General features: G+C 69.3%; 18 protein-coding genes and 1 riboswitch. Of the genes, 12 read left to right on the top strand and 6 right to left on the bottom strand.

Features of this window, described 5'->3' with window-relative positions:
• Positions 1–225: 225 nt before the first annotated feature.
• The 6 genes from OHA25_RS01955 (at position 226) to OHA25_RS01930 (ending at position 5,604) form a co-directional block, all read left to right on the top strand.
• Entirely contained in the window at positions 226–1,848 is a 1,623-nt protein-coding gene (locus OHA25_RS01955; RefSeq protein ID WP_327585915.1) for an alginate lyase family protein, read from the top strand.
• Between the two features lie 879 nt (positions 1,849–2,727).
• Positions 2,728–3,255: a GNAT family N-acetyltransferase gene (locus OHA25_RS01950; RefSeq protein ID WP_327585914.1), complete on the top strand. Its 528-nt coding sequence runs from the start codon at positions 2,728–2,730 to the stop codon at positions 3,253–3,255.
• Between the two features lie 87 nt (positions 3,256–3,342).
• Positions 3,343–3,705, top strand: coding sequence for a VOC family protein (locus tag OHA25_RS01945; RefSeq protein ID WP_327585913.1), 363 nt, complete (start codon positions 3,343–3,345; stop codon positions 3,703–3,705).
• Between the two features lie 84 nt (positions 3,706–3,789).
• Entirely contained in the window at positions 3,790–4,323 is a 534-nt protein-coding gene (locus tag OHA25_RS01940) for an AAA family ATPase (RefSeq protein ID WP_327585912.1), read from the top strand.
• Between the two features lie 189 nt (positions 4,324–4,512).
• Positions 4,513–4,968 (top strand): NUDIX hydrolase, encoded by a 456-nt coding sequence (locus OHA25_RS01935; RefSeq protein WP_327585911.1) that lies wholly within the window; start codon positions 4,513–4,515, stop codon positions 4,966–4,968.
• An 87-nt stretch (positions 4,969–5,055) separates the two neighbouring features.
• Positions 5,056–5,604: a GNAT family N-acetyltransferase gene (locus OHA25_RS01930; protein ID WP_327585910.1), complete on the top strand. Its 549-nt coding sequence runs from the start codon at positions 5,056–5,058 to the stop codon at positions 5,602–5,604.
• A 78-nt stretch (positions 5,605–5,682) separates the two neighbouring features.
• Here the strand turns inward: OHA25_RS01930 and OHA25_RS01925 are convergent, their stop codons facing one another.
• Entirely contained in the window at positions 5,683–5,811 is a 129-nt protein-coding gene (locus tag OHA25_RS01925; RefSeq protein ID WP_327585909.1) for a hypothetical protein, read from the bottom strand.
• Positions 5,812–5,821: 10 nt separating this feature from the next.
• A complete protein-coding gene (locus OHA25_RS01920) occupies positions 5,822–8,647 on the bottom strand; it encodes an ATP-binding protein (protein ID WP_327585908.1) in 2,826 nt (941 codons plus the stop codon).
• Between the two features lie 57 nt (positions 8,648–8,704).
• On the opposite strand from OHA25_RS01920, the gene OHA25_RS01915 reads away from it, so the two are divergent.
• From OHA25_RS01915 to OHA25_RS01905, 3 genes are all read left to right on the top strand, one after another.
• On the top strand, positions 8,705–12,487 hold the full coding sequence (locus OHA25_RS01915) for a S8 family serine peptidase (RefSeq protein WP_327585907.1): 3,783 nt from the start codon (positions 8,705–8,707) through the stop codon (positions 12,485–12,487).
• Positions 12,488–12,633: 146 nt separating this feature from the next.
• A complete protein-coding gene (locus tag OHA25_RS01910; protein WP_327585906.1) occupies positions 12,634–12,972 on the top strand; it encodes a hypothetical protein in 339 nt (112 codons plus the stop codon).
• A gap of 3 nt (positions 12,973–12,975) precedes the next feature.
• Positions 12,976–15,093: a carbon starvation CstA family protein gene (locus tag OHA25_RS01905; protein ID WP_327585905.1), complete on the top strand. Its 2,118-nt coding sequence runs from the start codon at positions 12,976–12,978 to the stop codon at positions 15,091–15,093.
• Here the strand turns inward: OHA25_RS01905 and OHA25_RS01900 are convergent.
• The gene (locus tag OHA25_RS01900; RefSeq protein ID WP_327585904.1) at positions 15,077–15,502 is read right to left on the bottom strand and encodes a MarR family winged helix-turn-helix transcriptional regulator; all 426 of its coding nucleotides are present in this window, start codon (positions 15,500–15,502) and stop codon (positions 15,077–15,079) included. The genes OHA25_RS01905 and OHA25_RS01900 overlap by 17 nt on opposite strands.
• A gap of 63 nt (positions 15,503–15,565) precedes the next feature.
• Between OHA25_RS01900 and OHA25_RS01895 the strand changes: the two genes are divergently transcribed.
• A complete protein-coding gene (locus OHA25_RS01895) occupies positions 15,566–16,198 on the top strand; it encodes a maleylpyruvate isomerase family mycothiol-dependent enzyme (protein WP_327585903.1) in 633 nt (210 codons plus the stop codon).
• Between the two features lie 3 nt (positions 16,199–16,201).
• Here the strand turns inward: OHA25_RS01895 and OHA25_RS01890 are convergent, their stop codons facing one another.
• On the bottom strand, positions 16,202–16,876 hold the full coding sequence (locus OHA25_RS01890) for a TenA family protein (RefSeq protein ID WP_327585902.1): 675 nt from the start codon (positions 16,874–16,876) through the stop codon (positions 16,202–16,204).
• A riboswitch (TPP riboswitch) is annotated at positions 16,864–16,959 on the bottom strand. Its footprint overlaps the gene before it by 13 nt.
• A gap of 17 nt (positions 16,960–16,976) precedes the next feature.
• The gene (locus OHA25_RS01885; protein ID WP_327585901.1) at positions 16,977–17,585 is read right to left on the bottom strand and encodes a histidine phosphatase family protein; all 609 of its coding nucleotides are present in this window, start codon (positions 17,583–17,585) and stop codon (positions 16,977–16,979) included.
• 35 nt (positions 17,586–17,620) lie between these two features.
• On the opposite strand from OHA25_RS01885, the gene OHA25_RS01880 reads away from it, so the two are divergent.
• Positions 17,621–18,574, top strand: coding sequence for a DNA polymerase domain-containing protein (locus OHA25_RS01880; protein WP_327585900.1), 954 nt, complete (start codon positions 17,621–17,623; stop codon positions 18,572–18,574).
• A gap of 120 nt (positions 18,575–18,694) precedes the next feature.
• Positions 18,695–20,194 (top strand): M20/M25/M40 family metallo-hydrolase, encoded by a 1,500-nt coding sequence (locus OHA25_RS01875; RefSeq protein ID WP_327585899.1) that lies wholly within the window; start codon positions 18,695–18,697, stop codon positions 20,192–20,194.
• A gap of 71 nt (positions 20,195–20,265) precedes the next feature.
• On the opposite strand, the gene OHA25_RS01870 is transcribed toward OHA25_RS01875, so the two are convergent.
• A complete protein-coding gene (locus OHA25_RS01870; protein WP_327585898.1) occupies positions 20,266–20,874 on the bottom strand; it encodes a hypothetical protein in 609 nt (202 codons plus the stop codon).
• Positions 20,875–21,035 lie beyond the last annotated feature (161 nt).

Raw genomic sequence — 21,035 nt, 5'->3', positions numbered from 1 at the left:
AGACAGCGGTCTGTACGATCCAGGAGATCTTCCTGGTCTCCGTCACGCTGACCTCGCCGCTCTCCCACCGCAACCGCCATGCGAACGCGCTTGGATCGGCATGCATGGGGTCCAACCGTAGGTGCGGTATGCGGCGGGTATATCGGCCTATGTCCACGGCACGAATTCCTTGACAGCTGAGCCGGCGGCTGGCGAAATGGGCGTCCGGATCTTGGAAGGAAGCCCGTGCGTCTCGCTCGTCCTCTTGCGGTCACCATGCTCGTGGCCGCCGCCTTAGCCGTGCCGCAACAACCTGCCCAGGCGGCCGTGTTCAAGCATCCAGGCGTCCTGGTCAGCCGCGCTCAGCTCGACTTCGTCAGAGCCAACCTCGGCAACGAGCCGTGGAAGTCCGCCTGGAACGCCCTGCGAAGCCATTCCTTTGCCTCGCTGTCGTATACGGTCAAGCCCCGCGCCGAGGTGAATTGCGGCCCGTCGTCGAATCCCGACAACGGCTGCTCGGACGAACGCAAAGACGCCATGGCGGCCTACACGCACGCCCTGCAGTGGTACCTCACCAAGGACTCCCGCTACGCCAAGAAGGCGATCCAGATCATGGACGCCTGGTCCGCCGTGATCACCAAACACACCGGGGACAACGCGCCACTGCAGACCGGCTGGGCTGGCGCCAACTTCTCCCGCGCCGCCGAGCTCATCAAGCACACCTACACCGGCTGGACTCAGGCCGGCCGGTTCGCCGGCAAGCTACGCACCGTGTACCTCCCGACCCTGATCGCCGGAAGGCCCAACAACAACGGCAACTGGGAACTGATCATGACCGATGCCGCCATCGGCATCGCCGTGCACCTGGACGACCGCGCCTCCTTCGACCGGGCGATCACGACCTGGCGCGGCAGGCTGCCCGCCTACATCTACCTCAAGACGGACGGCTCCTACCCCAAGGCACCGCCGAACAGCCAGTACGACACCAAAGCCGAGATCATCAAATACTGGAAGGGGCAGACCACGTTCGTGGACGGCCTGACCCAGGAGACCTGCCGGGACTTCTGGCACACCGGATGGGGTCTCGCGGCCATCTCCCACGTCGCCGAGACGGCCCGCCACCAGGGCGTGGACCTGTACGCCGTGGCCAAGCACCGGCTGCGATTCGCCATGGACTTCCACGCTCGCCTGCAACTGGGCGGGACGGTGCCGTCGTGGCTGTGCGGCGGCAAGGTCACCAAGGACCTCGGGGACCACTTCGAGGTCGGCTACAACGCGCTGCACCACCGGCTCGGCTACGACGACATGCCCTACGCCAAGCAGTGGGTCGAGCAGAACCGCCCCGCCAGGGTGTCACACTTCCTGGGCTGGGAGACCCTCACCCACGCACAGAACCCGCACGGCGCCGGGATGACTGCGTCGGCCACCCCGGACTTCAACGCCGACGGCGTGGGCGACCTCTTCTCAGCCGCCACCGGGACGCTGACCGTCTGGAACGGTAAGGGCGGCAACCAGTTCGGCCCGGGCGACGCGATCGGCCCTGGCTGGGCCGCCTTCTCCCGGCCGATCGCGGGCGACTTCAACGGTGACGGCATCGGCGACCTGGCGGCGGTCAAGAAGGACAGCCACACGTTGCATGTCTGGAACGGCCAGGGCGCCAACAACTTCACCAGTGCCATCGAGCTGGGGGGCGGCTGGAGCCCGTACGAGGGCACGTTGATGTCGCTGGGCGACGTCAACCAGGACGGCAGGACCGACATAGGCGCCGTGCACAGCGAGACCGGAGCCCTGACCGTCTGGAACGGCAAGGGCGGCAACCAGTTCGGCCCGGGCACCGCGATCAGTCCCGGCTGGGCACCACACTTCTGAGAGATTCCGGCCCGGACGAGGACCAGAGCGCGATGGGGCCGGGCTCCGATCTCCACAGGCGCCGTCGCTGCCACCACGCCCAATCAGAATCAGGCGACGCGGGCAGAGCTGGTGAGGTTCGACGTAGGTAATACCGGTCGACGGGCAGGACCAAGGCGAACAGATGTGGTCTGGCCCACGCCGGTAAGGCGACGAGAGCCTGGTGAAGTCGCCAGCGGGGCGCATCTCCGCTGCACTCATCGCACTCGCACCGACAGAGGAGGCGGTCCGCGGTCCCAACAAGGGCCGCCTCCTGCCATGCCGCCAAGGCCGCCGTCACCGCGCCCGGCCACATCCGGGTGTGCTCAAGAGCGATCACCGCCGCCATAGGGCGGCGGCCGAGTCCGGGGACATGATGGATCAAAGCTCTGTGGGTCCCGCACGCTGGTCGTCGCGTACGGACCTCAGAAGGGCGCCTACGCGGCATGGCCCGTTCTGGTAGATGTCACGAGCTTGATGATCGCATGCCTAGAGCGTGATCCCAAGCCCCGATCGCCGAAGCAACGTGCGCTATCGCCTTCAGCGCGCCGCAGAAAGCGCCGTCGGTCATCGGATTCTTTGACCGGCGACAGGTGCTCTCGTCCCTTTCTTGAATCAAGAGGGTGTCAGGCAGGCGAGTTGTGGAGGCCGGACGGCCGACATTCCATCCCACGTTCCACCCGCTAGGAGCATGAGAAGCCGTGAGTCGGTTCTTCATCTCGTGGAGCTCCCTTCCTTCGCCATGGAGACGCCCCGTCGCGGGCTGACCGGCGCGCCCTGTCTGACAAACGATCAACTGCTCGGTTCGCCTGATAGGAGCCTCCCGGGGCTGGCAGAAGCGAGGGCGATAACATCACGATCATGACCGATTGGGAGCTTCGACCGGCTTTGATGGCGGACGTCGAGGGGGTAGCCGAGTTGCGGGCCGTGGTGATGAAGCCGGATCTCGAGCGGCTCGGGCGGTACGACGAGCAGCGTGTGCGGCAGCGGTTGCGGGACGGGTTCACGCCGGCGCACACGTGGATGATCGAGGTGGATGGCGCCCCGGCCGGCTGTGTGGCGCTGCGGCCGACGAAAACCGCCTACTGGCTGGAGCACTTCTACCTGGACCCGGGTTCGCAGGGCAGAGGCATCGGTTCTGCCGTGCTGAGCAGGTTGTTGGAACGGTGTGATCGCGAAGACGCCGTGGTTCGGCTGAACGTGCTGCAGGGCAGTTCGGCCCGCCGGTTGTACGAGCGGCACGGGTTCACGGTCGAGAGCGAGGACGCGGTGGACGTCTTCATGGTGCGCCGCGCCTCTTCGCCTGGCGATCGGGATCACTCGGCAGGGACCAGGCCGGGGGAGTCGTCTTCGTCACCATCGCCCGCCCGCTCCGGCCTGCACCCTTAGCTCCGTTCCGCACCGTGACAGGTCCGGCTTCCGCAAGTTCGAAATTGCATCGACGTGGTGGACGCTCGCCGGTTACCGTCTGGGGCCATGCGGCTGAATCATCTGGCTCTCGCCGTACGCGACATCGAGCGCTCCCGCAGGTTCTACGAGACCTACTTCGGCTTCGATGCGGGCCCGGCGAGCAGGTATGAGGACGGAACCTTGATCATCCGGGATGGGGAGGGGTTCGATCTCGCCCTCCACCCTGACCCCGATCCCCGCAAGCTGCCCGACTTCGCGCACTTCGGGTTCACGACGCCCGATGTCGCCGGGCGCCTGGCTCTCCTTGAGCGTGATGGTGTTCCGATCGTGGAGCGGTGGTCGGAGCCCGGGCTTGACAGTTTCAAGTGCCTCGACCCGGATGGATACGTGGTGGAGGTCTACTGGGAGGAGCCGGTCTCCGAGGGCTGACCGGGCGATTAGTGGCCGCTCACCGGTGTCGGTGTGCCCGTGCCTGCGGGGTTTGATCGCGAGTGTGGCGATAAGGTCGCAGCCGTGAGCCATATTGCTGATGGGGTTGAAGACGGACAATTTTCAAAGGGTCCGTCGGCGCGGTCCGTCGTGATGATGTGTGGGATCGCTGGGTCAGGCAAGTCGACTTACGCTCAGGCGCTGGAACGGCGCGGCTACGTCCGGCTGTCGATTGATGAAGTGATCTGGATGCGGTTCGGTCGAGATGCGGCGGAGTTCGAACCGGCTGAATATGAGCGCCACAAGACTGCTGTTGAGAAAATCTTGAGGAATCAGCTCGTGGAGCTCATGGAAGCCGGCCGACCGGTGGTCTTGGACTACAGCTTTTGGAGCCGGTCGACTCGTGACCGCTACAAGGCCCTTATCGAGAGCCATGGATGTCAGTGGGAGCTCATCTATCTCAAGGCGAGCCCTGAAACGCTGCGCCAGCGGCTCGCCGCGCGCAACAAGCTGCACGGGGCCAACTCGGTGACCGTGTCCGAGGATCTCCTCAACAAGTATTTTGCTGGATTCGAGGAGCCCGTTGACGAGGGAGAGCTCACCATTCTGCAGGGCTGAGATGACATGTCGGGTTCCGTTCCCGGAATCGATCTGCCTCCATGGTGAAGGCCGAGGTCAATGCCGATCCGGGCCCCACCACGCGTGGCGGGGCCAACGACGAGGGTGCCCGTGGTTGGTTCATGCGAGTGCCGTCATGGCTGGGATCGTTATGATCGCGTCTGCCGCATTCTCGCCGAGGAGACGAACATGCCCATCAGCAAGGCGATTCGCGACAAGGCGCTCTGCTACATCGTCCGGGACGGGCGACTCCTGGTCTTCCGGCACGTGGACTACGGCTTCGAGGAGGTCGGCATCCAGGTGCCCGCCGGCACCGTCAAGCCCGGGGAGGAGCCTGAGCAAGCCGCGCTCCGGGAGGCGCGGGAGGAGACGGGGCTGCGTGACTTCACCGTGGTCAGGAAGCTCGGCACGTACGAGTACGACATCACGCCGTACCGTCCCGAGATCCACCGCTGCCACGTCTTCCAGCTGGCCCTCCACCAGGAAACCCCCGACCGCTGGGCCAGCCAGGAAGAGAACGACGGACTGGGGGAGCCAATCCGGTTCGAGTGCTTCTGGATCCCGCTCGAGCACGGCCACGTGCTGCAATCGGGTCAAGGGACGCTTCTCTCCCGCCTCTTCGATCATGAACCGTCGTACGCGTGAGATTCTCCGCTAACCGGCGGTGGGCGGACGAGCCGGGACCGGGAAATCCGATTGACGGGGTCGAAGGCCGACGATCATCCTCGACGGATGCATATCGACTTTTCGAGGATCTCCGCCGGCGACGGAGAAGCGCTTGCCGACTTCCTGGCCGGTGAGGAGTGGCCGTACCACGCGGGCAGGCAGGACCGCGAGACCGTGCTGCGGTTCGCCGCCGAGGGCCGCTACGACGACGGCGAGACGCGCACGTTCTGGGTGCTCGCGAACGGCGAGCGGGCGGGGCTGGTCAAGCTGCAGGACCTCGCCGACGACACCCCCATGTTCGACCTACGGGTACGCCAAGCGTGGCGCGGACGCGGCCTCGGCGCGGCGGCGGTGGCCTGGCTGACCGGCTACCTGTTCACCGAGCTGCCCGACGTGCTGCGGATCGAGGGCACGACTCGTCAGGACAATCACGCGATGCGGGCGGTCTTCCGTAAGAGCGGGTACGCGAAGGAGGCGCACTATCGGGAGGCCTGGCCGGCCCCGGACGGCACGCGGCACGACGCGGTGGGCTATGCGATCCTGCGTCGCGACTGGCTGTCCGGGACCGTCACTCCGCCCGGCTGGGACGATGAGCCCAAGGTCCCTCTCACCTGAGGCCCAGTGGCCATCTCCTCGAACGCGTACCGGCAGATCACCCGCAGGGTGCCGGTCGCGTAGCCGGCGCTCAAGCGTCTAGGAGTTCTCAACTCTCGCGCGCACGGACGCGCTGTCGGGCTCCAGGCCCGGGATACCTGCCGCGATGAGGTCGTCGATGTGCATGAAGGCGATCAGGTTGCTCACCGCGTGGGCCGGGTCGGCCATGACGGCCAGCCTAATCGTCGGCAGTGAGCTGTAGTGCCGCGAGTTCTTTGCGTGACAGGTAGCCGAGCTTGCGCAGAGCGCTGGAGATGTGGCTCTCTACGGTGCGCCTGGACAGGAACAGCTCGGTGGCGATCTCCTGGTTCGTCTTGCCTCCGGCGGCCAGCAGGGCCACCTCGCGTTCGCGGGACGAGAGCGTGCGTCCGTGGGAGGGACGGCCGCCTCGCCACGGGTACGGGATGGAGACGCCGTTCTGTCGCATGATCCGGGTGACGCGGGCGATGTCCCGGTCGGCGCGCATCGAGCCGTACGAGCGCAGCGCGTCCTCCAGCAGGTGGCCGCCGGCGGATGCCCCGCGCTCGCATCGCCAGCGGCCCTGTCGCTCGGCGGCCAGGGCCTCCTCGTACCGCAGCCCGGCGTCCTCCAGCGTGGTACGCGCCGCGTCCAGCAGGCGATCGGCCTCGTCCGCCGCCCCGCGTGATCGGGCCAGCACGGCCTGGGCGGTCATCAGGGCGGCCTGGGCCGAAGGCGCGTCGGCCCCGGCGATCCCGGCGGCCAGCTCACCCACGACCTCAGTGGCACCGCCCAGCCCGCCCAACGCTTCCAGGGCGTCCACCAGGCACAACGTGGTTTCCGCGCCCCACACCCACGCCCCCTTGGCACGGACCTGGACAAGCGCCGCGGACGCCTGCGCGGCGGCCCCCGCCGCGTCGTTCAACGTCAGCAGCAGCCGCGACAGCGCCGTCCGAGCGGGGATGAGCGGCCACACCGCACCCACCCGCTCGGCGACCGCGATCACCTGCCCCAGGCAGGAGACGGCTTCCTCGGCTGGACCGGTCGCGGCGAGCAGCACGCCCTGCAGCAGCCGCGAGTCCAGGGAGGCGGCGGCGAAGGTGGCCGTCGCCCCGCCGAGGCGGCGCAGCCGGTCGGCCAGGCCGTCCCATCGTCCGGCGGCGCGGTCCACGGCGGCCGTGACGAGCTCGACGACCTCCGCCACCCGCAGGTATCCGGCCTGGTCGGCGACGTGGCGTCCCTCGGCCAGCAGGTCCTCGGCACGCTGGAGCCGGCCGATGTGCAGAGCGGCCTGGGCCCAGTTGATGCAGGCGCGGGCGTGTTCCCGCGGCGCGGCACGCAGGCGCCCGTCATGCAGCAGGTCGTCGATCAGCCGCCAGCTCGCCGGATCGCCCTGCTCCAGCAGGAGCGAGGCACGCGCGATGCGTACCGCGATGGCGGCGTCGGGGTCGCCGCTGCGGCGGGCGGCCTCCTCGGCCTGGTCGCAGCGGGCGGCGTGCTCGGTGACGTGCCGGTCCACGACGGTCTCCGGCGCGGCGAGCACCGCCAGCGCCCGGCTCAGCAGCCGCGGCCGGTCGCCGAGATCGCGTACCGCCTCCTCGATCCGCAGGTAACCCGCCCGGGCCTCGCCCTGCTGGCGCAGCAGGCGGCCGAGGGCGAAACGCAGCTCCCCGCGCAAGGGGGCCGGCAGCGGCTCAGTCGTCAGCAGGCGTTCGAGTATCGGCACGGCCTCCGCGTGCGCCAGCCCGTCCACCGCGGCCCGGCCCAGCTTGACGGCCAGCCGTACCCGGACCTCGCGGGACAGCTCGCCGACCTCCAGCGCCTGGAGCAGGAACCGTGCGGCGGTGGCGTCGTCTCCGTGGGAGAGCGCGGTGCCGGCCGCCGCCTCGGCGTTGTCGACGAACTCGGCCGTGTGGCCGGCCTGCCGGAAATGGTGGGCGAGCCTGGCCACCGGCCGTGGACCCGGTCCCGACTCCAGGGCCCGCGCGGTCTTGAGATGCAGCCAGCGCCGGGTGGACACCGGCACGTTCTCGTACACGATCTGCCGGGCCAGCGCGTGCCGGAACCGGCATTGCCCGTCCTCCTCGTGCAGCAGCCCCACCGCCTGCGCCGCGGCGAGCGAACGTGCGATGCGCGCGGCGTCGCGGCCGGTGACGTCGGCGAGGATGCGCTCGTCTGGTGTGGTGCCGAGGACGGCGGCGGCCCCGAGGATCTCCTGCGCGGCGTCGTCGAGGGTGGACAGGCGCTGCAGCACGACGTCCCGCAGCACGGTGGGGACCGCCAGGTCGGCCAGCATGTCGGGGCGGCCGGGGATCTCGCCGGCGGGCAGACGCTCCAGGAGCGTGCGGAGAACCTCCTCCACGACGAACGGGATGCCGCCGGTCTTCTCGTACAGGGAGGCCGCGAAGGTACGGGGGAGCTCGGCCTGCAGGATGTTCGCGGCGAGCTGCTCCACCTCGGGCGGGCCGAGCGGGCTGAGGCTGACGAACCGCGACGTGGCCCGGGCGAGCGCCCCGCGAAGCGGGAGCCGGCCGTGGTCGGTACGGGCAGTGAGGATCACCGAGAGGTCGCGCGGCTGGTGGGAGGCCAGGAAGGCGAGGAAGTCATGGGTGCCGCCGTCGGCCCAGTGCACGTCCTCTAGGACGAGGACCAGTGGGCTCAGGTGCTCCAGCAGGGCCACGGCCGCACGGAACACCCGGTGCCGCTCGGCCCGCTGGTCGGGCAGCGCGGGAAGGGGCGGCGGCAGGTGCTCGGCGAGTTCCGGCAGCAGCGGCGCCAGCGCGCCGGTCACCGGATTGAGCGGACCGGATCCGGCCAGCTCGTCCCCGGCCAGGCGGAAGGAGTCGAGCAGCGGCGACAGCGGCAGCGGCTCCTGGAGCTGCTCGCACTGGCCGACGAGCCGGCGCTTTCCCTCCAGGCCCGATAACAGCTCTTCGACCAGGCGGCTCTTGCCGATGCCCGCCTCCCCCTCGATCAGGGTGAGCGACGGCGGAGCGGCGATGACCGTATGGAGGAGCGCGAGCTCCGTTCGGCGGCCGATGAGCACGTCGTCACGTTATCGGATGTCCTCAAAAATCCGTATGGGGTACGGATGCCGCCCTAAATGCTCCCCCCTAGCCTCGATGATCAACCGCGTGATCCGCGGCATGTGCGAAGGGGCGACATGGTTGTGGGTAAATCTCCTGGTAGACGATGGTCGGCGGCGTTAGCCCTGACCGGACTAATGGCGACCGGAATAGGAGCCCCGGCAGCCGCGGAGAGCGGTGCCGAGGAACAGAAAACTTACATAGTTCAAATGGCCCTGGACCCCGTTGTGACCTACGACGGCGAGGTAGGCGGGCTGACGGCGACCAAGCCGAAGCGGGGCGAGAAGATCGATCCCCAGTCCGCCGCGGTGAGCAAGTACGTCGAACACGTCAAGGGCCGGCACGACGCGGCGTTGAAGAAGGTGGGCGGCGGCAAGAAGCTCTACGAGTACGTCTACTCCTACGAGGGCTTCGCGGCCCAGCTGACCAAGTCCCAGGCCGTGCGGCTGCGGGCGATGCCCGACGTCGTGGCCGTGACCGAGGACAAGAAGGTGTCGGCCGCGACCGACTCGACGCCGGCTTTCCTGGGCCTCGACGCCCGAGGCGGCCTGTGGGACCAGCTCGGCGGCACCAAGGACGCAGGCGAGGACCTGGTCATCGGCGTCATCGACAGCGGCATCTGGCCGGGCGGCAAGAGCTTCGCCGACCCCGACGTCGACGGCAAGAAGTACCACCGCCTCCGGGGCTTCCGCGGCACGTGTGAGTCGGGCGCGGACGACTCGTGGAGTGCCGGCGCATGCAACGGGAAGCTGGTGGCGGCCCGGCACTACAACGCCGGGTTCGGCGGGGACGAGGCCATCAAGGAGGCCCTGCCGTGGGAGTTCCTGTCGCCGCGTGACTACAACGGGCACGGGACGCATGTGGCCGCGACGGCGGCCGGCAACCACGGCGTGCCCGTGACCGGGGCGGCCAGTGCGTTCGGCACGGTCAGCGGCATCGCACCGCGGGCCAGGATCGCCGCCTACAAGGCGCTCTGGTCCGAGCAGGACGGGAGCACCGCGTACGGCAACAACTCCGACCTGGTCGCCGCCATCGACCAGGCCGTGGCGGACGGCGTGGACGTCATCAACTACTCCGTCTCCGGAACGAGCAGCGACTTCCTCGACCCGGTGGAGGTGGCGTTCCTGGCCGCGGCCGAGGCCGGCGTCTTCGTCGCGGCGGCAGGCGGCAACGACGGCCCGACCGCGTCCACCGTGGCGCACCCGTCGCCGTGGATCACCACGGTCGCCGCCGGCACGCACAACCGGGTCGCGCAGGGGACGGTCACGCTCGGCAACGGCACCGCGTACAGCGGTACGTCGGTGACCGGGACGAAGGCCGGTCCCGCGCCGCTCGTGGACGCCACCGCCGTGGGGGTGGCCGGCGCCGACCCGGTGAAGGCGACGCAGTGCTGGGCCGCCAAGGACAACAATGGCAAGGCGGTGCTCGACCCCGCCAAGGTGAAGGGCAAGATCGTCATCTGTGACCGTGGCCAGACGCCCCGGGTCAACAAGAGCGCCGCGGTCGCCGAGGCGGGCGGCATCGGCATGATCATGACGAACGTCGACGAGAACACCGTCGACACCGACCTGCACCTCGTGCCCACCGTGCACCTCGCCGTCAAGGACCGCCAGGCCGTGAAGGACTACGCGGCCGCCGGCGACGCGACGGCGACGATCGAGCAGGCGAAGATCATCGCTGACGCCCCGGCGCCGTACGTCGCCGCCTTCTCCTCGCGCGGGCCGCTGACCGCGGGCAACGGCGCCGTGCTGAAGCCCGACGTGACCGCGCCCGGCCAGGACATCCTGGCGGCGGTGGCGCCGCCCGGTCGCGGCGGGCACGAGTTCGGCCTCTCCAGCGGCACGTCGATGGCGTCCCCGCACGTCGCCGGGCTGGCCGCGCTGCTGAAGGACCGGCATCGGGACTGGTCGCCGATGGCCATCAAGTCGGCCCTGATGACGAGCGCGCGGGACGTGCTCGCCGGCGCCCACCCGTTCGCACAGGGCGCCGGCCACGTCGCTCCGAACAGCGCCGCCGATCCCGGGCTGGTCTACGACAGCGACATCAACGACTGGATCGCCTTCCTGTGCGGGACCACCAAGGGCGTCAAGAAGGAGAACTGCGACACGCTCGCCGGCACGGGGCACTCGCTCGCCCCGGGCGACCTGAACACCCCCTCGATCACCGTCAGCAGGATGAACGGCCCGGCAAAGGTGACCCGCGAGGTCACCAACGTCGGCCGCTCAACCACCACCTACACCGCCTCCGTCAGCGGGCTGGACGGGATCACGGCCAAGGTCACGCCGGGCAAGCTCACCCTGCGGCCGGGCGAGACCAAGTCGTTCACGGTCGAGTTCACGCGGGCCGCCGCGCCCATGGGCGCCTACCAGAGCGGGCAGCTCACCTGGAAGGACGATCGCCACACCGTACGCGTCCCAGTCCTGGTGCGCCCGGTGCCGGAGACGTGGGCGGCCACGTACGGCGTCGCCATGGGCCGGGACTCCGCCGAGCTCATCGCCCTCGACCCGAAGGGCAAGCGGGTCTACGTGACCGGGATGAGCTACGGGCAGTCACCCGGTCAGCTCAAGCCGGTGATCGCCACCGTCGCCTACGACGCGGGCACCGGCGAAGAGCTGTGGAGCAAGACGTACACGGCGGCGGGGATCTGGGAGGAGGCGCACGCGCTGGAGGTGAGCCCCGACGGCGGCAAGCTCTTCGTCATCGGTGACAGCACCGGCACGGAGACCGGCAACGACGCCGTCACGATCGCCTACGACACTGCGACGGGCGATGAGGTCTGGGTCGCCCGGCACACCGGCACCGCCGACGCCTCCTCCGCCGGCGACAGCGGCAACGCGGCCGCGGTCAGCCCGGACGGCAAGAGCATTTACGTGGCCGGCATGACCACTCTGGGCGAGTCCGCCGATTCGGACTACTTCACGGTCGCGTACGACGTGAACACCGGTCAGCGCCAGTGGCTGGCGCACTACGACGCCGCGGGTCCGCACGTCGACACCGCGGGGGTGATCGCGGTGACCCCGGACGGGTCCAAGGTCTTCGTCAGCGGCCAGAGCAGCGGCGAGGAAAGCACCGGTCTGTCCGACTGGGGCACCGTCGCCTACGACGCGAGCACCGGCCGGCAGCTCTGGACGGCCCGGCACGACGGCCCCGCGCATGGGGGCGACGTCCCCTCCGCCATGGCCGTGTCCGGTACGAGCGTCTTCATCACGGGGAGCAGCGTCGACCCCGGCACACAGACCGACATGACGACCATCGCCTACGACATCGCCACAGGAAAGGAGGTGTGGGCCGACCGCTACGACGGCCCGGCACACGGCAGTGACAACGCGCAGGACATCACCGTGGTGTCCGGCAAGGTGTACGTCACCGGCAACACCGAGGGCGTGGGCACGGGATCGGACTTCACCACCATCGCCTACGACGCCGCGACCGGCCAGAGATCCTGGACGCAGCGCCACAACGGCAAGGCCGGCAACGAGGACACCGCCTGGGACGTGGCCGTGACCCCGGACGGTGGCAAGGTCGTCATCACCGGCCACGTCGGCAACGAGATGGCCGTGGGCACCGACTACGTGACCATGGCCTACGACGCGGCGACCGGCACGCCGGTCTGGACGGGAAACTACGACGGCGCGATAGGGGCGGCGGACAGCCCGTCCGCCCTCGCTGTGGACGCGGATGCCGAGGCCGGGGTGCGGATCTTTGTGACCGGGTCGACCGCGACCGGCGGGTTCCCGCCGGACATGCTGGACATGGACTTCGGCACGGTGGCGTACTTCGAACCCTGGAAGACGCCCTGACGTGAAAACCGGCGCCCCCGGCCCGCTCGTCCGGGCCGGGGGCGTCTGCGTGCTGTCAAAGCCAGCCCAATACCCGTTTCAAAGGCGACTACAGCGGGTAAGGCCGACGTTAAAATTCTGAGCTGCCTGATACTCAGGAGCCACAGATGTCCCGTATCACGCTCACGCTGGCCGCTCGTGAAGCGCTGCACGACGACGAAGTGGTGTTCTTCGACTGGCACGTGACCGGCCTGTGCTGCGCGGACGCCGGCGAATTCTCCGTCAGGCCGTTGCGCCGCTCCCGGCTGCCCAAGCGGGCGCGCAGCCTCGAAACCGATCTGGTGTACGCCCATCCGACCGCCTGGGTGCATCTGGCCGAGCTTCCGGTCACGATCGACTGCCGTCCGCTCTGGCACTGGCGGCGCTTCACCACCGATCTGCCGCCGGACGCCGGGCTGCGTAGCTGCCTCGGGCGCCCTCTATATGGCTCTCAGCACGGGAGGTAACCGGTGAAGTTGCGCTCGATCATCATCTGGACGGTGGTCGCCGTCGTGGGCGCCACTGGGTGGGCGGTGCTCGCCCTGTCCAGAGGCGAGAACGTCAACGCGGTGTGGCTGCTCTGCGCCGCGCTCGGCTCGTACGCCATCGCCTACCGGTTCTACGCCCGCTTCATCGTCCGCAAGGTGCTGCGGGCCGACGACCGCAGGGCCACTCCGGCCGAGCGGCTCGACAACGGCATCGACTACCAGCCGACGGACCGGCGGATCCTGTTCGGGCACCACTTCGCCGCCATCGCCGGGGCGGGGCCGCTGGTCGGGCCCGTGCTGGCCGCTCAGATGGGTTATCTGCCCGGGACCATCTGGATCATCGCGGGTGTGATCTTCGCCGGGGCCGTGCAGGACATGGTGATCCTGTTCTTCTCCATGCGCCGCAACGGCCGCAGCCTCGGCCAGATGGCCCGCGAGGAGATCGGTCCCGTCGGCGGGGCGGCGGCGCTCGTCGCGGTCTTCGCCATCATGATCATCCTTCTGGCCGTGCTGGCGCTGGTCGTGGTCAACGCGCTCGCGCAGTCGCCGTGGGGCGTCTTCTCCATCGCGATGACCATCCCCATCGCCCTGTTCATGGGCTTCTACCTGCGGGTGATCCGGCCCGGCCGGGTCGTCGAGACCACGGTGATCGGGGTCGGGCTGCTGCTGCTGTCGATCGTGGCGGGCGGCTGGGTGCAGGAGTCCAGCTGGGCGCCGTTCTTCACGCTGAGCCCGTCGGCGCTGGCCTTGTGGCTGATCGCGTACGGCTTCGTCGCCGCCGTGCTGCCGGTGTGGATGTTGCTGGCGCCACGTGACTACCTGTCCACGTTCATGAAGATCGGCACGATCGTGCTGATCGCGATCGGCATCGCCATCACGATGCCGCCGATGCAGACCACCGCGTTCACCGACTTCGCCTTCAACGGCAAGGGGCCGGTCTTCGCGGGTTCGTTGTTCCCGTTCGTGTTCATCATCATCGCCTGTGGGGCGTTGTCGGGGTTCCACTCGCTGATCTCCTCCGGCACGACGCCCAAGATGATCCAGAAGGAGACCCAGGTCCGGATGATCGGGTACGGCTCCATGCTCATGGAGTCGTTCGTCGCCATCATGGCGATCACCGCGGCCTGTGTGCTGACCCCCGGGCTCTACTTCGCCATGAACTCCCCGGCCGGCGTCGTCGGGGCCACCGTGGAGACCGCCGCCCAGGCGGTCACGAACATGGGCTTCGTGATCACGCCCGAGGAACTGCAGGCCGCGGCGGCGGCCGTACAGGAGGAGACGCTGATCGCCCGGACGGGCGGCGCGCCCACGCTGGCCGTGGGCATCTCGCAGATCTTCTCCGGGTTCCTCGGGGGAGCGGCGCTGCAGGCGTTCTGGTACCACTTCGCGATCATGTTCGAGGCGCTGTTCATCCTCACCACCGTGGACGCCGGCACCCGGGTGGGGCGGTTCATGCTGCAGGACACGATCGGCAACCTGTGGAAGCCGATGGCGCGGGTGAGCTGGTGGCCGGGGCTGGTGGCCTCCAGCGCGGTGGTCGTGGCGGCCTGGGGTTACTTCCTCTACCAGGGCGTCAACGACCCGCTCGGCGGTATCAACCAGCTGTTCCCGCTCTTCGGCATCGCCAACCAGTTGCTCGCGGCGGTCGCGCTCACCGTGGCCACGACCCTGCTGATCAAGAGCGGGCGGCTCAAATGGGCCTGGGTGACGGCGGTGCCGCTGGCCTGGGACGTCGCCGTGACGCTGACGGCCAGCTACCAGAAGGTGTTCTCGCCCGACCCCGGGCTCGGCTTCTTCGCCCAGCGGGACCGCTATCAGGCGGCGCTCGACCAGGGACAGGTGCTCGCGCCCGCCAAGTCCATGGGCGCGATGCAGCAGATCGTGATCAACTCCACCGTGGACGGCATCCTGGCCGCGTTGTTCGCCGTCATGATCATCATCGTGATCCTGGACGCGGCCCGCGTGTGGGTGAAGGCGATCAGGACGCGGGAGCCGCTGCCGACGACGGAGGCGCCGTTCGAGGAGTCGAAGCTCCTGGCGCCGTCCGGGCTCATCCCCACCCGCGAGGAACGCGAGCTGATGGCTAAAACTCCTGGATGATGCGGCTCAGCGTGGCGTGCAGCTCGGCGAGGCCGTCCTCGCCGAGCAACACCGCCACCCGGCGCTCCACCTCGTCGATGGCGGCGTAGCCGATCTTCAGCGCGTGGTCGCCCCGCTCGGTGAAGACGATCAGCTTGGCGCGGCGGTCGGCCGGGTCGGGCATCCGGCGCAGGTAGCCCAGCCGCTCCAGGTCGTCCACCAGCGCCCCCATGGCCTGAGGGGTCATCTGGGCCTTCTCGGCGAGCCTGCTCAAGCGGATGCCCTGGTGCTCCATGTGGAAGAACACCGCCGAGTGCGCGGGCCGGATGTTCGCGTCGTACGCGTGGCCGGCCTCCTGCACGATGTTCTGCAGGCGCAGGTACGCCTCGTACAGCAGGGCCACGACGTGCGGCGGATGAGTGGCGGCCACGGGTCTTCTCCAAACTGCTAAGGGTGCCTTATATTAAGGCCACCTTAGCAATTGGGGTGTGCGATGAACCAGGAAGAGATCTGGGCTGCCCTCGAGATCGAGCGGCGCGGCCTGGCCGACCTGCTCGACTCGCTGCCGGAGCAGGACTGGGAGCGGCCGTCGCTGTGTGCTGGGTGGCAGGTGCGCGACGTGGCCGCCCACCTGGCGCTCGCCACTCGGATAAAGCTCGCGTCGGCGCTGGTCGAGTTCGTCAGGGCGCGCGGCAACTTCGACCGCATGGTCCACGACTCGGCGGTGCGGCACGCCAGGCTGCCGATCGGCGAGATCGTCGCGCAGGTGCGCGAGTCGGCCGGCTCGCGCCGCCGGGCGCCCTCGACCAAGCCGCTCGACCCGCTGTTCGACGCGCTCGTCCACGGCCAGGACATCACGGTGCCGCTCGGCATCGAGCGCGCCATGCCGCTCGGTCCGGCGCGAACCTGCGCCACCCACGTCTGGGAGCGCGGCTTCCCCTTCTACCCGCAGCGGCGGCTGCGCGGGCTCCGGCTCGTGGCCACCGACGTGGACTGGGCGGTCGGGGCCGGCGAGGTGGTGGAGGGACCCATCCAGGCGCTGCTCCTGCTGCTGAGCGGGCGTACGGCCGCGCTGCCGGGCCTCACCGGGGCGGGCACGGCGGCGCTGACAGCGCGCTTGCCGTAGCGGTCAGCGGGCGAGCCACTCCGCCGTCGGCCAGGTCTCGCGCCGCCAGGCGCTGTCCCAGAACATCCACTCGTACGCCGCCGCCGTGCAATAGGCCTCGGTCATGGCCTGTCTGGTCGCCTGGTCCGTGGTGGCGGCCAGCCGGTCGGCGATGGTCTTGGCCTGCTCGACGGAGGCCGCGAACCCCGGGTCCGAATAGGTGTCGATCCACTTCCGGTAGGGATGGTCCGGCACCTCACCGGTGCGCCCCAGCAGCGCCGTGCCGACGTCCTGGTAGATCCAGAAGCACGGCAGCACCGCCGCGGCCAGCACAGGGTACGGCGCGGCGAGCGCCGTGGCCTGCAGGAACGACGCGTACGCCAGGCAGGTCGGCGACGTGGCGATGCCGGCCGCGTCGGCGTCCAGCTCCTGGACGTAGCCGGCGTGCAGCAGGCGCTCGGCCGCCAGCGCGGTGTGCGCGCTCTGGGCGAAGAACGCCGCGTCCGCCGGGTCGGTGGCCCGCGCCGACGCCGTGGCCAGCGCCTTGGAGAACGCCTCCAGATAGCGGCCGTCCTGCACGATGTAGAACGCGAACCGGTCGCGGTCGAGCGTGCCGTCGCCGAGTGCGACGTTGAAGGGGTGGTCGTGGATGGCCTTCATCAACTCGGCCGTGCGCAGCCACATGTCATCGCAGAACATGACGTCCCTCCGCTAGTGCGAACTAGATCAGGTTCGACGGGTGTGATCTCAGCCCGGACGTCCGGGCACCCCGCGTCAACGGGCCCACTGTAACAAGGGGTCACTCGCGCAGCTCGGGCGGGAAGCCGGTCCAGCGGAGCTCGGCGGGCAGGTGGCGCATGTCGTTGAAGACGAGCACCGAGGACGGGCGATCGGGTGCGTACCTGATGACGGTCAGGGCGGCATTGCACTGGTTGATGCCGAGCCAGCGCCATTCCGGTGCGTCGAGCGCGGCGCGGACGAGCCAGCCGATGAGGAAGTTGTGCGTGACCACCAGCTCGTGCCGGGTTCCCTCCGTCACCGGACCCGTGAACGCACGCACGGCCTCGGCGGCGAGGGCCGGGCCGCGCTCGCGTTCGTCCGCGGGGAACTGGGCCAGGAAGCCGAGGAGGCGGTCGGCGTACTCCGGGGCGAGCTCCTCCTCGCGCGGCACGTACGGGATGTAGTCGCCGGCAGCCTCGCAGGCGCGCAGGGGGACGCCGGGAAGGTGCTCGCCGATCAGCCGGGCGGTCTGTGTCGTCCGGGGGAGCGGGCCGTGGTGGATGGCGGCGAAGGGGACCTCCCGCAGGCGCGAGCCGAGCAGCGCGGCCTGGCGGCGGCCATCGTCGGTCAGGGCGTGGCCGTTCGGTGTGGCTTCGCCATGGCGCGCGAGATACAGGTAACGGGTCATGGTCTGGCCCATTCTTCCCCGATATGGTGAGGCGGGTGAGCAGCGATGAGACGCGTGACGGGGTGGCCCTGAGCAACCTCGACCAGCCGCTGTTCGACGGGGCGGGCGCGACCAAGCGTGACCTGGTCGACTACCTCGACGCAGTTGCCGACCGGATCATCCCGGTCCTGCGCGACCGCGCGCTCTCCGTCATCCGGGTGCGCCCGGGGCAGGAGCCCTTCATGCAGAAGAACCTGCCCAAATACGCCCCCGCATGGGTGAAGCGGTTCTCCGTCTGGGCAGAGGCGTCGCGCCGGCAGGTGACGTATGCCGTGTGCGACGACCGCCGGACGCTGGTGTGGTTCGCCAACCAGCGGGCGGTCGAGTATCACCCGTCGCTGTTCGCCGGCGACCAGCCCACGCACATGGTGCTCGACCTCGACCCGCCCGAGGGCAGCGAGTCCTTCCAGCTGGCCGTGCGGGCCGCGTTCCTGGTCCGCCAGGCGCTGGAGGACTGCGGGCTGGCGGGCGCGGTGAAGACCAGCGGGGCCAAGGGCGTGCACGTGTTCGTGCCCGTAGTGCCGGGGACCGCCGTGGACGACCTGGCCGCGGCCACCCGCGCACTGGGGGCCCGTGCCGAGCGGGTGGATCCGGCGCTGGCCACGACGGCGTTCATCCGCGAGGATCGCGCGGGCAAGGTGTTCATCGACTCCACCAGGGCGGGCGGCGCCACCGTCGTGGCCGCCTACAGCCCGCGGGTGCGTCCCGGCGTGCCGGTGTCCTTCCCGGTGCCCTGGTCGGACCTCGACCGGGTGGCGCCGGGCGACTTCACCGTGCACACCGCGGCCGGGCTGCTCAAGGACGCCGACCCGTGGGCGGAGGCCATGCCTGCGCCGCAGCGGCTGCCCGCCGATCTGATCGAGGAGGGGCACACGATCCCGATCGCCCGGGTGCAGGCGATGCACGAGGGCAAGCGCCGCGCCGAGCTCCGTCGCCGGGATGCGGAGTAATAGTCCCTGATTTTGGTTTATTGGTAGGCATTCCCGGCGGTGCGAAGCCGGGATAATCTCGCGTTCGGGCGAAGCTCGGGGGGACATTACTCGCCTTTCTGTCCACAGGGAGCACCCCGCATGCGCAGAATCGTCATCGCACTCATCACCGCCCTCGCCTTGCCGCTCGCCCTGGCGGCTCCCGCCAACGCCGGCGGGCTGGACGACGCGTTCGCCAGCCTGCTCGTCAAGCAGGTCAAGGGCACGAACGTGCACAAGCATCTCCAGGCCCTGCAGAACATCGCCACCGCCAACGGCGGCAACCGCGCGGCCGGCACCAGCGGCTACGACGCCTCCCGCGACTACGTGGCGGACAAGCTACGCAAGGCCGGATACAAGGTCACGCTGAACCCGATCAACTTCGTCGAGAGCTGGAGCGAGAACACGCCGCCCACGCTGAACCTGACCGCGCCCAGCGCCAAGACCTACGTCCCCAACGAGGACTTCTTCTCCTTCCAGCCCTCCCCATCCGGTGACGTGACCGCGCAGGTCCAGGGTGTGGACCTGACGCTGCCGCCCACCCCCACACCGAGCTCGACCAGCGGCTGTGAGGCGGCCGACTTCGCCGGGTTCGTGGCGGGTCGCATCGCGCTCATCCAGCGTGGCACGTGCGCGTTCGTCAACAAGGTCCAGAACGCGGCCGCGGCCGGCGCGACCGGCATCATCGTGTTCAACGAGGGCCAGCCGGGGCGTACCGACGCGTTCGCGCTGGACATCGGCGAGTGGCGGGCCGGGATTCCTATGGTGTTCGCCGACTTCGCCGTGGGCAACGAGCTCGCAAGCACGGCCGGCGCGACCGTACGGCTCAAGGTCGACGCCAACCTCGTGCTCGGCACCGACGAGAACGTGATCGCCGAGAGCCGCTTCGGCGACCCGCGCAACGTCGTCATGGTCGGCGCCCACCTCGACAGCGTGCCCGAGGGACCCGGCATCAACGACAACGGCTCGGGCACCGCGGCGATCCTGGAGGTCGCCGAGGAGATGGGGCGCTACCCGATCAAGAACAAGGTCCGTTTCGCCTTCTGGGCAGCCGAGGAGATCGGGCTGCTGGGCTCCGACCAGTACGTCGGGTCGCTGTCCCAGGCGGAGCGGGACCGCATCAAGCTCTACCTCAACTTCGACATGGTGGCCTCCCCGAACTACGCCTACAAGTTGTATGACGGGGACAACTCCGACAACGTGGGTTCCCCGGCGGGTCCGCCCGGATCGGCCGAGATCGAGAAGCAGCTCGCGGCGTTCTACGGCTCCCGCAACCTGCCCACCGTCGGCACCGACTTCGACGGCCGCTCCGACTACGGGCCGTTCATCCAGATCGGCATCCCGGCCGGCGGCATCTTCACCGGCGCCGAAGGCCTCAAGACGGCCGAGGAGGCGGCGTTGTTCGGCGGCACGGCCGGCGTCGCGTACGACGCGTGCTACCACCAGGCGTGCGACACGATCACCAACGTGAACGCGACCGCCCTGGACGTGGACTCCGACGCCATCGCCGACTCCGTCGCCCGTTACGCCTTCAACCTCCGCTCCATCCCACCGAGGACGGCCGCCGCGGCCGCCGCTTTGTCGGCGGAATCAGCCAGCTGACCACACCCGCCCGCTGAGGGCACGTCACACCTCGCCGGGCAGGCCATCCACCGCCTGCCCGGCCCCGCCGGCTACGAACGCACGGGGCGATCGGATCGCAGGGCGGCCACCACCGGCTCCGGCTGGTCGGCGAAGAAGCTGATCGTGGTGGCCTCCGCACGGCGGCCGAGCGGGCGGACGAACGCGACCGGCTCCGTCAGCTCGATCGTCACGTTGGTCCGGGACCCGACCGCCACCCTCAGGTGCCCGTTCTTGACCGAGACCATGCTGCCCTCGTTGTCGTTGCGGCTCGAGCGCACCGAGGCGATGAGGTCGCGGGGCACGCGCACGTCGAAGTACGCGGCGTAGCGGATGCGCAGCTCGCCGGCCGTGACGACGTGCGGCCGGGTGACGCATCCCGCGGCCAGCATGACCCCGAACAGCAGCCCGTACACGTCGGCGATCAGCACCGTGAACCTGATCCATTCCGGCACTTCGGTCGCGACCAGCAGCAGGTCGATGACCACGGTCTCGACCGCCATGGCGAACAACATCAGCCACAACGTGAACGTCTGTTCCTTCGCGTACGACACGACGGTCGCGCCCGCGGGCACGCCGTGCCGGCGGCGAACGATCCACAGGCCTATGCTGACCAGTCCTTTGAGCTCGAATCCCAGGATCCGTATCGCGGCTCTGACCATCCCGTTCCTCTCTCATGGCGCCGATCGCTCCCCATTGCACACGTTGACGTCGCGTCAAGGTCAAGCCGGGATGTGGTGGCCGGACGAAAAAACTAGACGAGACGGTCCGTCTTGACGCGGCGAAGAGGAACCGATAACGTCACCACTCGAGACGAGACGGA

It is taken from the genome of Nonomuraea sp. NBC_00507 (assembly GCF_036013525.1).
Taxonomy (GTDB): Bacteria; Actinomycetota; Actinomycetes; order Streptosporangiales; family Streptosporangiaceae; genus Nonomuraea.
This window is presented reverse-complemented; position numbering and strand designations above follow the sequence as displayed.

Excerpts from the sequence above, each read along its gene's own strand:
- OHA25_RS01950 (WP_327585914.1), top strand. The coding sequence starts at position 2,728 with ATGACCGATTGGGAGCTTCGACCGGCTTTGATGGCGGACGTCGAGGGG.
- OHA25_RS01945 (WP_327585913.1), top strand. The coding sequence starts at position 3,343 with ATGCGGCTGAATCATCTGGCTCTCGCCGTACGCGACATCGAGCGCTCC.
- OHA25_RS01935 (WP_327585911.1), top strand. The coding sequence starts at position 4,513 with ATGCCCATCAGCAAGGCGATTCGCGACAAGGCGCTCTGCTACATCGTC.
- OHA25_RS01930 (WP_327585910.1), top strand. The coding sequence starts at position 5,056 with ATGCATATCGACTTTTCGAGGATCTCCGCCGGCGACGGAGAAGCGCTT.
- OHA25_RS01925 (WP_327585909.1), bottom strand. The coding sequence starts at position 5,811 with ATGGCCGACCCGGCCCACGCGGTGAGCAACCTGATCGCCTTCATGCAC.
- OHA25_RS01915 (WP_327585907.1), top strand. The coding sequence starts at position 8,705 with ATGCTCCCCCCTAGCCTCGATGATCAACCGCGTGATCCGCGGCATGTG.
- OHA25_RS01910 (WP_327585906.1), top strand. The coding sequence starts at position 12,634 with ATGTCCCGTATCACGCTCACGCTGGCCGCTCGTGAAGCGCTGCACGAC.
- OHA25_RS01895 (WP_327585903.1), top strand. The coding sequence starts at position 15,566 with ATGAACCAGGAAGAGATCTGGGCTGCCCTCGAGATCGAGCGGCGCGGC.
- OHA25_RS01890 (WP_327585902.1), bottom strand. The coding sequence starts at position 16,876 with ATGTTCTGCGATGACATGTGGCTGCGCACGGCCGAGTTGATGAAGGCC.
- OHA25_RS01885 (WP_327585901.1), bottom strand. The coding sequence starts at position 17,585 with ATGACCCGTTACCTGTATCTCGCGCGCCATGGCGAAGCCACACCGAAC.
- OHA25_RS01875 (WP_327585899.1), top strand. The coding sequence starts at position 18,695 with ATGCGCAGAATCGTCATCGCACTCATCACCGCCCTCGCCTTGCCGCTC.
- OHA25_RS01870 (WP_327585898.1), bottom strand. The coding sequence starts at position 20,874 with ATGGTCAGAGCCGCGATACGGATCCTGGGATTCGAGCTCAAAGGACTG.